Origin of the sequence: Alkalilimnicola ehrlichii MLHE-1 (assembly GCF_000014785.1) — a bacterium.
Lineage (GTDB): Bacteria > Pseudomonadota > Gammaproteobacteria > Nitrococcales > Halorhodospiraceae > Alkalilimnicola > Alkalilimnicola ehrlichii.
The window spans coordinates 3,091,005-3,103,325 of the sequence record NC_008340.1; the positions used below are offsets into that span (position 1 = coordinate 3,091,005).

Here is a 12,321-nt window from a genome sequence, read left to right on the forward strand (position 1 = left end):
TAGGAGAAATTCCTGATCGCACAGATTGTTAAGGGGACGCACAGCGGTCTGGGGAAGGGCATAAAAAGCGACGCACATCCCTGTGCGCCGTCAAAGGCACGGCGTGAGCCGGAAGCACCCGATACACCGGTCACGGACCCGTGTGGGCCCCAGGGCGGGGCCCGCCGCTTCACTAGGAGGAGCGAAGAGGATCAGAAGAACAGAATGGCACCCAGGGCCACGTTGTCCTCGCGATTGTCGTCACCCGCATGGTTCTCGGCCTTGGTCCGGGTGAACTCGGCGACCAGGTTCAGGTTCGGCGTGATCGGATGGTACGCGCCCACGATCACCGAGCTGTTGCGGTCAAGCAGGGTATCGGGATCGCCGTTGTTTTGGTCCAGGTTGCTTTCCCCGTAACTCAAACCGAGCTTGGTGCCCAATCCCGGCAGGGTGTAGGTGCCCTGCAGCATGAAGCCGTCAGAGTCGCGGCGCGTCCCATCCGCGGAGGCGGCTTGGTGGAGAAACGCCGTGGTGCCGATGCCCTTGCCTTCGTAGTAGTAGGCGACGCCCTCGAAGCCGGCGATGCCCGCCTTGACGCCCAGGTCGAACCCGGTGGCGCGGAAGTCATCGAAGCTGCCGTCCCGGTCATCCACCTTCTGGTTGATGAACCCGGCCCAGACGCGGCCACTGACATCCCGAGCCGTCCAATCGTAAGTGACTTTGCCCTCGACCGCCGGGCTGGTCTTTTCCCCCACCGCAGCTAGGGAGTTGTCACCCGGCGCGACGGTGAAGGGATCGAAGGGATCAGTGGCGCCGATCACAAAGCCAAAGCCGTTGAAATCGGGCGAGGCGTAGCTGATCTGCGCCTTCCAGTCCGCGTAGAGATAGCCGTTGCCGACCCGACCCAAGGAGGTGTTGCCACCCCCCAGGGTGATATCGGAGACCGTGCCCACCCCCAACAGGCTCATATCGGAGAGGATGGCATCGGAGCCGAAGATCCCCAGGTCACGCCCGAGCTTGAAGGTACCGATGCGCTCATTGCCCACGGTCAGGAAAACCTGACGGAAGTTCACGTTGCCGAAGCCCAGCCCAGTGTCCGCCGAACCGGCGACGGAGACCGCGTCCCCGCCATCCACACCCGGCCAGTAGCTGACATAGGCCGCGATATCGAGGCCGTTCTGGGTGGTGGAGGCGCCGATGCCGAGCTTCGCTGGCAGAAAACCGGTTCGGATATTGGCGCGCCGGTCGCTCTCCGCGGCGTCCGTGCAGGCCAGGCCGCCCTGGACGGTCGCCGCATCGCTCTCGCAACGGGTGTTCGTGTAATAGGCATTGACGTTGCCGTCGAAGGTCAGGGTCCAATCACCGGCCTCGACCTCGATCTGCGCCTGGGCGGCGGAGGCCAGCAATAGGCCCGCCATACCTGCAGCCGTGGCCACTGGAGTGGTAAAACGTCGCATGGTTGCATTCTCCTCTAGGGGTTCGGCGTATCACTTTTTTCGTTATCGCCGTGGTTCAATTGTTTTGTGGTTGGCTACCAGCCCCACGCTTCCCTCGTGTGATAACGCCGAACCCTAAAGCAGCGACCATGCCAACAACCAAAATCCCTACAGACACCAACACTTAATACATAGCTGCCGGCTCAGCCAGTTGGCCTTATGTACCCATGACAACACAGTGTGACACCCACTATTCACAGGAATGCCACACCATTAGGATGCAGGTTCGGTGACTAAACCCCACACCCACAATGGGGCGATCACTGTTGTCCCGGCCATCGAAACCCCGGTGTCACAACTCATCGGGAAACTGTGCCATCAGCGTGACACTTGCTGCGACAACAACTGCCCAGCAACTCGACATCAGGCCGATATTCAGTGGGTTACACAGGATGGCCCAACCCTTGCTCTCTCCATCGCTGAGTCGGCAGGGTCGGCGTTGAACGGGCCCCCCGCACCGCCCCCCCGACCCGAGGCCTCCCGTCGAAGGGCTCAGGCCGAATACAGCAGATAACAAACCGAATGATGCGATCGAGGAGACAGTAATGATCTACGCAAACCCCGGTGAGCGCGACGCGAAAGTCCAGTTCAAACCCCGCTACGGAAACTTCATCAATGGCGAGTGGGTAGAACCGGCCAGTGGCCAGTATTTTGAGAACATCACCCCGGTAACGGGAGAAGTATTCTGCGAAGTCGCCCGGTCCAATGCCGATGACGTGGAACGCGCCCTGGACGCGGCCCACGCCGCCAAAGATGCCTGGGGGAAAGCGTCGGTGACCGAGCGTGCCAACGTGCTGCTGAAGATCGCCGATCGCATGGAGGCCAACTTGGAGCGCCTGGCGGTGGCCGAGACCTGGGACAACGGGAAGCCCGTGCGTGAAACCCTCAACGCCGATCTCCCGTTGGCCATTGATCACTTCCGCTACTTCGCCGGGGCCATCCGGGCCCAGGAAGGCGGTATCAGCGAGATCGACCACGACACCATCGCCTACCACTTTCATGAGCCGCTGGGCGTGGTGGGGCAAATCATCCCCTGGAACTTCCCGCTGCTGATGGCCACCTGGAAGATCGCCCCGGCCCTGGCTTGTGGCAACTGCATCGTGCTCAAGCCCGCCGAGCAGACACCGGCGTCCATCCTGGTGTTGATGGAGTGCATCCAGGACGTGCTGCCCCCGGGGGTGCTGAACGTGGTGAACGGCTTCGGTGTCGAGGCCGGCAAGCCGCTGGCCACCAGCAACCGCATCGCCAAGGTGGCGTTCACCGGCGAGACCACCACCGGGCGGCTGATCATGCAGTACGCCGCCGAGAACATCATCCCGGTAACCCTGGAGCTGGGCGGCAAATCGCCGAACATCTTCATGGCCGACGTGATGGACCAGGATGACGACTTCCTGGACAAGGCCATTGAGGGGATGACCCTGGCGTGCCTGAACCAGGGCGAGGTCTGCACCTGTCCCTCGCGCGCGCTGATCCAGGAGGACATCTACGACGATTTCATTGCCAAGGTGATCGACAGGTTCAGCATGGTGAAACAGGGCAACCCGCTGGACACCGAAACCATGATCGGGGCCCAGGCCTCCTCCGAGCAGATGGAGAAGATCCTGAGCTACATGGACATCGGTCGGCAGGAAGGCGCCGAGTGCCTCATCGGCGGCGACCGCGCCGAGATCGGCGGTGATTTCCAGAACGGCTACTACGTGCAGCCGACCCTGTTCCGCGGCCACAACAAGATGCGCATCTTCCAGGAGGAGATCTTCGGCCCGGTGGTTTCCGTCACCACTTTCAAGGACGAGGCCGAGGCGCTGGAGCTGGCCAACGACACCCTCTACGGCCTGGGGGCCGGTCTCTGGAGCCGCAGCGCACACACCACCTACCGCATGGGCCGGGCCATCCAGGCCGGCCGGGTGTGGACCAACTGCTACCACCTGTACCCGGCCCATGCCGCCTTTGGTGGTTACAAGCAGTCCGGCATCGGGCGGGAGAACCACCAGATGATGCTGGAGCACTACCAGCAGACCAAGAACCTGCTGGTGAGCTACAGCCCCAAGGCCATGGGCTTTTTCTAAGCTGACGTCAGGCGCGGGCGGCGTAAAGCCGCCCGCTCGCTTTCCCGACGACCGGTCCTGCCGGCGCCGTCCTCGAAGAGGGGCACCGGCCGGTCCGACACCAGGAGGCAGGCGCATGAGTCATTCCCCCGTATCCCGCGTCACCGCCACCGAGGCGGCGCTGGAACTCATCGACGAACTGCGCGCCCAGCATGGTGAGTTAATGTTCCACCAGTCCGGCGGCTGCTGCGACGGCAGCTCACCCATGTGTTATCCGAGGGGCGAATTCCGCATCGGTCAGAGCGACATCTTGCTCGGCGAGATCGGTGGCTGTCCTTTCTACATGAGCGAGTCCCAATTCGAATACTGGCAACACACCCACCTGATTATCGACGTTGTGCCCGGCCGTGGCGGCATGTTCTCGCTGGAGGGCCCCACGGGCAGACGTTTCCACACCCGTTCAAGGCTGTTCACCGATGCCGAATGGACGGCATTGCAAGCGCAGGAGGGCCGCTGAGCGCAGGCGGTCTACCCCAACTGACAGAACTAAGGTGCCCCCACTAGAGGCGCCGGAGAATGATCTATGCGACCACTGACCCCATACCCCACCCTGGGTGTTCTCTCATCCCTGATCCTCGGCACCGCGGGCACCGCCGTGGCCGACACCACCCCATCGGCCGAGGCCTTGGAGCCTATCCAGGTCACCGCACCGCGCCTGGAGCGGGATTGGCTGGCAAACCCATCCGCCGTCGGCGTGCTCACGCCGGAGGACATCCAGCCCGGGCACCAGAATCTGCAGATGGATGAACACCTGAACCGGATCCCCGGCCTACAGATGCAAAACCGCTACAACTTCTCCCAGGATTTGCGGGTCTCCATCCGCGGCTTTGGCGCGCGCGCGCCCTTCGGTATCCGGGGGCTGCGGGTAATCGTGGACGGGATCCCCGAAACCCTCCCCGACGGGCAGTCCCAAGTGGACGCCATCGACCTGGAATCGCTGCACCAGGCCGAGGTCATCCGCGGCCCCAGCTCAACCCTTTACGGCAACGCCGCGGGCGGCGTGCTCGATCTCCGTACCCAAAGCGGCCGGGATATCGACGGCGCCGCGGTCAAGCTGGATTACGGCAGCGACGACTTCCGGCGCATCGGCCTCAAGGCGGGCGGCGGCCAGGGGCCTTGGGAGTACAGCGTCAGTACCTGGGATATGCGCTACAACGGCTACCGGGATCACAGTCGGGTGGAGAAGCGCCTGTTCAACAGCAAGCTGGCCTATGAATGGGCTGATGGCGGACGCCTGGAGACCATCGTCCGCCTGTTGGATGCCCCGGACACCCAGGATCCGGGCTCCCTGACCCTGGACCAAGTGGATGAGGACCGCCGGCAGGCACGCCCCGAGTCAAAGGCACTGGATGGCGGCCAGTCCGCCGAGCAGCAGACGGTGGGCCTGGTCTACTCGCGTCCCATGGCCGCCCAGGACGAAATCACCCTGCGCGCTTTCTACACCCGCCGCGATTTCGGCAATCGACTGCCCTTCGAGAGCGGTGGTCAGGTTCAGTACGAGCGCGACTTTTACGGCCTGGGCGGCCAATACACCCATCTCAACGAAGTGATGGGGCGCCCCGCCCGGCTCGGCGTAGGCTTCGACGCCGAGGAACAGCGCGACGACCGCCAGCGCTTTGACAATCTGGCCGGCGGGGCGCGCGGTGACCAGACCTTCGACCAGCGGGAAAAGGCGCGGACCCTGGCGCTCTTCAGCCAGGGCGATCTCGCCCTGACCGACCGGTTGGACCTCGTCTTCGGAGCGCGCTTCGACCAACTGCGCATCGCCGTCGATGACCGATTCCAGCCGATGGGTGAAGACCGCTCCGGGCGTGAGACCTTCAACGAGTGGAGCTACAGCACCGGTCTGAGCTACCGCTGGGCCCGCGCCCACCAGATCTACGCCAACGTCGGCACATCCTTCGAGAGTCCCACCTTCACCGAGTTCGCGAATCCCGACGGTGGCACCGGGTTCAATCCCGACCTGAAACCCGAAAAGGCCGTCAACTACGAGCTGGGCGCCAAGGGGTTCATCGGCGATCACAGCCGTTACGAGCTGTCGCTTTACACCATTCGCGTCCGCGATGAGATCGTTAATTTCCAGCGGGACGCCGGTCGCGACTTCTACGAGAACTCAGGCCGTTCCCGCCGTAACGGCCTGGAACTGGGCCTGGAACACCGCCCCGCAGACCAATGGGTCCTGACCGCCGCCTACACCTACACCGACTTTGAGTTCCGCGACTTTGAAGACCGGTTCGGTAATGACTTCAGCGGCAACGCCTTCCCCGGCGTCCCGCGCCAACAGTTATTCGCCGAGGCGGCGTGGCAGGATCGCGAGGGCCGCTTTGCCGCCCTGGATGTCGTTGCCGTTGACCGGCAGTACGCGGACAACGCCAACGAGGAGCGGGTATCGGGCTACGGGGTCGCCAACCTCCGCGCCGGCACCCGGCTAAGGCTGCAGGGCCTGGAGGTCTCGCCCTATGTGGCGGTGAACAACCTTTTCGACAAAGAGTACTTCAGCAACATTCGCATCAATACCTTCGGCGGGCGCTTTTATGAGCCCGCCCCCGAGCGCACTGTCTTCGCCGGCGTTACCATCCGCCCCCGATAGCGCCCCACCAGTCCTCCGGCCCCCTGTTCCGGCCCCACCGGACAGGGGGTCCTTTGCTTCCGGGGTGCCGGCCACAGCAACCCGATAAAGGTGCCTGTCTCCCGCCTGTAACAGCCCCGGCCCGGCCGACTGTGCCATTCCTGGGACACTGCAGCGTGACAGCCCCGATTTCAGCCGGTTCGCGACCCGACGCCGGCCCCCCATCGCCAAGGACAGCCCCCTCGCCACGGCCCCGCCCCGCGTCATTCTGACGCACCTTGAGCGCCATCTCCGAGCACCCAAACGCAGAGCTGGCATAGCTGTTGCTTGAAGGACGTTGCGGGCTGGCCACCAAGCCATCCAATTGCCTGGCAACGAAAAAAGAGATGAGAGGAGAAAGGCGAACAATGACTACCGTAAAGCACAACCTGCGCATAGCGCTGATCCCGGCCACCGTGGCCGCCGTCGCCCTGGGGGCCGGATGCGCCACCGCGGGCAGCCACGGAAACGGGGACTTCCCCGAAAGTATCACCCAGGCGATGATCGACGCCGACTTCCACCACAACGACCGCATCCTGACCTACGGCCAATCCCCCGAAGGACAGCGTTACAGCACCCTGGACAAGATCAACCGGGACAATGTGCACGCCCTCACCCCGGCCTGGGCCTACTCCTTCGGCGGTGAACAGCAGCGGGGCCAGGAAAGCCAGACCCTGGTGTATGACGGCGTGATCTACGTGACCGGCTCTTACTCCCGCATGTGGGCGGTGGATGCCCGCACCGGCGAGCGGCTCTGGCAGTACGCCCACCGCCTGCCCGACGGCATCATGCCCTGCTGTGACGTGGTCAACCGCGGCATGGCCCTCTACGACGACCTGGTCATCTTCGGCACCCTGGATGCGCAACTGGTGGCCTTGGACCGGCACACCGGCCGGGTCCGTTGGCGCGACCGCATCGCCGACTACCGGGCTGGCTATTCCTACACCGCCGCACCGATGATCGCCAACGATCTGTTGATCACCGGCAACTCCGGAGGCGAGTTTGGCGCCGTCGGCGAAGTGCAGGCCCGCGACCCGAAGACCGGCGACATCGTCTGGACCCGCCCGGTGGTGGAAGGTCACATGGGCACGCTGCCGGATGGCAGTGAGACCATGACCGGCGAGCTGAACGCAACCTGGGAGGGTGAGGCCTGGAAGACCGGCGGTGGCGCCCCCTGGCTGGGCGGCACCTATGACCCGGAGCTCAACCTGATCTACATCGGCACCGGCAACCCGGCCCCGTGGAACGCCCACGCCCGCCCCGGTGACAACCTCTACACCTCCGCCACCGTGGCCCTGGATGCCGACACCGGGGAGATCGTCTGGTACTACCAGACCACCCCCAATGACCACTGGGATTACGACGGCGTCAATGAGCTGGTGCTGTTCGACTACGAGCACAACGGTGAGACCGTCAAGGCCGGTGCCAAGGCCGACCGCAACGGCTTCTTCTACGTGATGAACCGGGAGAACGGCGAGCTGCTGCTGGCCGAACCCTTCGTGGAGAACATCACCTGGGCCAGCCATATCGACATGGAGACCGGGCGCCCGGTCGAAATCGAGGGCGGCCGCCCGGGCAACCCGGCCGACATGGAGGGCGACCGGGGCGAGGCCGTGACCGCCCAGCCGGCCTTCCTTGGCGGCAAGAACTGGAGCCACATGTCCTACAGCCAGCGCACGGGCCTGTTCTATATCCCCTCCAACGAGTGGGAGATGGAGATCTGGAATGAGCCGGTGGACTACCGTCGCGGTGCCGCTTACCTGGGTGCCGGCTTCACCATCAAGCCCATCTACGACGACAAGGTCGGCGTACTGCGCGCCCTCGACCCGGCCACTGGCGAGATTGTCTGGGAAGTGCCCAACCGCTCGCCGCTCTGGTCCAGCGTGCTCACCACCGCCGGCGGCCTGGTCTTCTACGGCACCCCCGAGGGCCACCTGAAGGCCATGTGCGATGAGACCGGGGAGGAGCTCTGGAGCTTCCAGACCGGTTCCGGGATCGTCGGCCAACCGGCCACCTGGGAGATGGACGGCGAACAGTATATCTCCGTGGTCTCCGGCTGGGGCGGCGCGGTGCCGCTCTGGGGCGGGGAGGTGGCCCCGCTGGTCCGCCATATTAGCCAGGGCGGCATGCTCTGGACCTTCAAGATCTCCGACCTGGCCGCGGAGGCCGGCCTGTAAGGCCGAGCCCGCACGAAGGGCCCGGTGCCGCCGCAGCACCGGGCCGTTCTGGCCCGGCGCCAGCATGCAGTGACCTTCAACGTATTAACGGTGCAACACCATGGCTACTAGAACGACTAAGCGACTTCTGCAGACCGCCGTGGCCGGCGCGATGCTTGCGACAGGGATGGCCCTCTTCGCCCATGGCGATGTGAACCCGCAACCGGTGGATACCGGCGACCTACCGGAACTGGACGACTGGAAACTGGAAAACCCCTTTCGCGACGCCGATGAATCTACGCTCAACGAGGCCATACGCATCGGCGAGCGCGGCTACCAGGCCAACTGTGCCGTCTGCCACGGTCTCGGCGGCGCCTCCGGTGGAATCGCCCCGGACCTGCGCCTGCTGGAACCCGGCTTCGACGACGAATACTACGTTCAGACGGTTCGCAAGGGTCGCGGCGCCGGCATGCCGTCGTTCGACGGCGTACTGAGCCAGGAGGCCATCTGGGCCATTTACACCTGGCTGAACACCATGCACGAGGAGGCGATGGATGAATACTACTGATCTGATCAAGGCCGGCCGCCTGGCCGCCACCGCCGCCCTCTGCGGTGCCACGCTGTTCGCCGGTAGCGCGAACGCCGAGCGGCTGCACGAGATCCGCGACCGCGGCACACTGACCGTTGCCCTGTACAACGACTTCGGGCCCTACTCCTGCGTCGGCACCGGCGGCGAGCTGATCGGGGTTGACGTGGCCCTGGCCCGCGCCCTGGGCGAGAAGCTGGACCTGAAGGTGGAGCTGGCCGGCTTCGGCGCCCAGGACAGCATGGACCAGGACCTGGCCCTGCTGCAGGACGAACAGGCCGAGGACGAGTGGGACGAGGCCCTGCTCGAGCGCGCCCCCGACCTGATGATGCACGTACCGGTGGACCCCGTCTTCCAGGAGCGCAACGCCGATTACGACATCATGGGCGCCTACTTCCACGAGGCCATGGCGGTGCTCTACGACCGCGAGGAAATCGGCGATCTGGGGTACTCGGTGAACACCCCGGACCCGTTCGATGGCCTGCGCGTGGGTGTGGAGATGTACACCTACTCCTACACCATGCTCACCAACGGCTTTGACGGCCGCCTGCGCTCCGGCGTGGTCAACCACAAGAACGTGCCCGAAGCAGTGGAGGCCCTGCTTGCCGGTGAGACCTCCGCGGTTTTCGCACCGCGCGGCGAGCTTCAGAGCGCCCTGGCCGCCTTCCCCGAACCGCGCACCAGCCTCGCCCTGAGCGAGCTGCGCGACCTGTTCCGCACGGACCGGGTGCGTAGCGACTGGGACGTGGGCATGGCCGTCAAGGCCGGCAACCCGGAGCTCTCCCGGGCAGTCGAGGAGGCCATGGCACAACTGGTGGCCGACGGGACCGTGGAGCGTATCTTTAACGAATACGGCATCGCCTGGGTGGGCCCGGGGGAGGAGTACCGCCTAGCCCGCAACGGCAATGGCCCCGCGGGCGTGACCCGCACCGGCCTGGAACGCGCGCAGCTCTGCCGGGCAACAATGCCGGCCGGACTGTACTGAGCACCCGCGTCGAAACCCTGGGAGGATGCGCCATGAGGGTATCCCCGCACTTGCTACCCCTTTGCTTGCTTCTGGCAGCGGCGCTGGCGGCTCCGGCCGCCGCTGGCGTCGAGGAGGATCCACTGGGTTCGCCGGGCTGGCACTTGTCCAAGGCCCGCTATTTCCAAGGCGAAACTTATGTCTTCGCCCACGACAAGGTCCAGGTGATTGCACCGGATAGTGCCGAGGACACCTTCCAGGTCCCCGGTTTCGTCCGCGTCGAGGGGCTGGGCAACGTACGGCGGCTGATGGTCTTCACCGACCTCAACCCCATCCCGAAGATCCTCGACATGGAGATACCGCGCGGCGCGCCCAATGTGGGCTTCCGGTTCAAAGTCGAGCAGGCGACGGCCCTGCGGGCCGCGGCACAGACCGAGGACGGCGTCTGGCACCTGGGGGGCACCTGGATCGACGCTGCCGGCGGCGGCTGCAGCGCACCGAGCATCGCCAGCGCCGATCCAGCCTGGGAGAGCCGGTTGGGCGAAATCCGCGGCCGCACCTGGCAGCGGGAGGGCAGCCAACGGGTGCGCTTCAGCCTCCTGCACCCCATGGATACCGGGCTTGCCCCTGGAATCCCCGAGTTTTACCTGGAAGAGCTGGAGGTCCGGGACGGCAATGACCAGACGCTGGCCCGCATGGAGATCCACGCCTCCATGTCGGAGAACCCCCATCTGACCCTCGACCTGGAGCACCGGGGTACAACACGACTGGTCGGTCGTGATAACAACGGCAACCGCTTCGAGGGGACCCTGCAGCCATGATGGAATACCCACTGCAAGCGCCTTTCCTTCGGCTGGCGGCGATGGCGCTAGGCCTCCTGACCATTGGAGCTGCCAACGCGGGGGGAATCTTTTACGGCCTGCAGCCGCAGCAGGTCGCCGATGGGGTGTACATCTTCGAGGGTCGCCAGGAACACTTCACCCGGCGCAATGGCGGCAATATCGTCAACACCGGCTTTGTGATCACCAGCGCCGGGGTGGTGGTATTGGACACCGGGCCGTCCCGGGCCTACGGGGAGGAGATGCGCCGCGCGATCGCACAAGTCACCGATCAACCCATCCACAGTGTCTACCTGACCCACCACCACCCCGATCACTTTCTGGGCAACCAGGCCTTCGAGGATGTCCCCATCTGCGCCCTGCCCTACACCCGCGAGATGATCGAGCGGGACGGCGAGGCGCTGCTGGACAACATGTATAACCTGCTCAGCGGCTGGATGGGCGGCACCTATGTGGTGGCGCCGGATTGCACCGCCGAGCCAGGGCCTGTCACCGTAGGCGAACGCACGCTTGAGGTCATCGCCGGCGCCGGGCACAGCGGCCCCGAGGCCTCTGACCTCATGCTCCACGACCAGCGCAGCGACACCCTGTTCGCCGGCGACCTGGTCTTCTACGACCGGGCGCCCACCACCCCCCATGCGGACCTCTCCCGCTGGGTCGCGCTGCTCCATGAGTTGGAACGGGAACTGCCCCGAACACTGGTGCCAGGTCACGGCCCCGTCACCCGCGACGTCGAGGCCGTGCTGCAGACCCGTGACTACGTGGAGTGGCTCGCCTCCGCCCTGCGCGAAGCGGCGGAACAGGGCCTGGACATGGCCGAGGCACTGGAGTTGGAGGTGCCGGAACGCTTCCGCCATCTGGCAGTGGTGGACGAAGAACTGCGCCGTTCGGTGGCGCACCTGTACCCGGGTTACGAAACCCAAGCATTGAACCAAGTCATTGATGGTCTGCAATAGCCGCCACCATCGCGAGGGCAAGGGGTGGCGCCGCTCAGGCACCGTGCCGGCCCTGGTCGTTTGCGGGCTACTGCTCAGCGGGTTGCTAATCCCGGGTGTGGCCGCGACGGTGGACGATGCCGATGACCCCATCTGGCACCACCCGCACATCAACGCCGAGGGTTACCGTTATGCCCGCTACCGCGCCGCGACACCGGACTCTGTGCCGGAAGGGGAGACGGTGGATACCGGCCGTGCACAAGCCCTCTGGGCCGCCGGGGAGGTCGTGGCCATCGATGTGATGCCGGTCCTCGAACGGAAAGGACCGGACGGGAAGCCGGAGTGGGTGGTGCTGGAGGAACGCCGGCACATTCCCGGAAGCATCTGGCTACCCAACGTGGGCGCGGGGCGGCTGAGCCCAGAAATGGAGGCCTGGTTCGCCGATGCCCTGGCGGAGTTGACCGCCGGTGATAGCAACCAGCCGCTCCTCTTCTACTGCATCACGGATTGCTGGATGGCCTGGAACGCGGTGCGCCGCGCGGCCGCCCTGGGTTACACCTCGCTCTACTGGTACCCGCCGGGGGCGGATGGCTGGCAGCGGGCGGGGCTGCCGACGGAACCTGCCCAACCGAAACCACGACACTAACAGGTCA

The 12,321-nt window shown here is 65.1% G+C and carries 10 protein-coding genes; 9 read left to right on the plus strand and 1 reads right to left on the minus strand.

Annotation, left to right across the window (positions count from 1 at the left end; translation table 11 throughout):
• Positions 1–191: 191 nt before the first annotated feature.
• The gene (locus MLG_RS13785; protein ID WP_011630458.1) at positions 192–1,436 is read right to left on the minus strand and encodes a porin; all 1,245 of its coding nucleotides are present in this window, start codon (positions 1,434–1,436) and stop codon (positions 192–194) included.
• A 584-nt stretch (positions 1,437–2,020) separates the two neighbouring features.
• On the opposite strand from MLG_RS13785, the gene adh reads away from it, so the two are divergent.
• From adh to MLG_RS13830, 9 genes are all read left to right on the plus strand, one after another.
• Positions 2,021–3,541 carry an aldehyde dehydrogenase gene (adh, locus tag MLG_RS13790; RefSeq protein ID WP_011630459.1) on the plus strand — a complete coding sequence of 507 codons (1,521 nt, stop codon included), beginning with the start codon at positions 2,021–2,023 and terminating at the stop codon, positions 3,539–3,541.
• Between the two features lie 115 nt (positions 3,542–3,656).
• On the plus strand, positions 3,657–4,037 hold the full coding sequence (locus tag MLG_RS13795; protein ID WP_011630460.1) for a DUF779 domain-containing protein: 381 nt from the start codon (positions 3,657–3,659) through the stop codon (positions 4,035–4,037).
• A 66-nt stretch (positions 4,038–4,103) separates the two neighbouring features.
• Positions 4,104–6,170, plus strand: a complete 2,067-nt coding sequence (locus MLG_RS13800; RefSeq protein WP_011630461.1) for a TonB-dependent receptor family protein — start codon at positions 4,104–4,106, stop codon at positions 6,168–6,170.
• Between the two features lie 386 nt (positions 6,171–6,556).
• Complete coding sequence (locus MLG_RS13805; protein WP_011630462.1) at positions 6,557–8,365, plus strand: PQQ-dependent methanol/ethanol family dehydrogenase; 1,809 nt, start codon at positions 6,557–6,559, stop codon at positions 8,363–8,365.
• Positions 8,366–8,465: 100 nt separating this feature from the next.
• Positions 8,466–8,912, plus strand: coding sequence for a cytochrome c-550 PedF (pedF, locus tag MLG_RS13810; protein ID WP_011630463.1), 447 nt, complete (start codon positions 8,466–8,468; stop codon positions 8,910–8,912).
• Positions 8,899–9,915 carry a substrate-binding periplasmic protein gene (locus tag MLG_RS13815; protein WP_011630464.1) on the plus strand — a complete coding sequence of 339 codons (1,017 nt, stop codon included), beginning with the start codon at positions 8,899–8,901 and terminating at the stop codon, positions 9,913–9,915. The genes pedF and MLG_RS13815 overlap by 14 nt, the downstream gene beginning before the upstream one ends.
• A 32-nt stretch (positions 9,916–9,947) precedes the next feature.
• Entirely contained in the window at positions 9,948–10,715 is a 768-nt protein-coding gene (locus tag MLG_RS13820) for a quinoprotein dehydrogenase-associated SoxYZ-like carrier (RefSeq protein ID WP_011630465.1), read from the plus strand.
• Entirely contained in the window at positions 10,712–11,689 is a 978-nt protein-coding gene (locus tag MLG_RS13825; protein WP_011630466.1) for a quinoprotein relay system zinc metallohydrolase 1, read from the plus strand. The genes MLG_RS13820 and MLG_RS13825 overlap by 4 nt, the downstream gene beginning before the upstream one ends.
• Positions 11,676–12,314 carry a rhodanese-like domain-containing protein gene (locus tag MLG_RS13830; RefSeq protein WP_011630467.1) on the plus strand — a complete coding sequence of 213 codons (639 nt, stop codon included), beginning with the start codon at positions 11,676–11,678 and terminating at the stop codon, positions 12,312–12,314. Before MLG_RS13825 ends, MLG_RS13830 begins: the two co-directional genes overlap by 14 nt.
• The last annotated feature ends 7 nt before the right edge of the window (positions 12,315–12,321 follow it).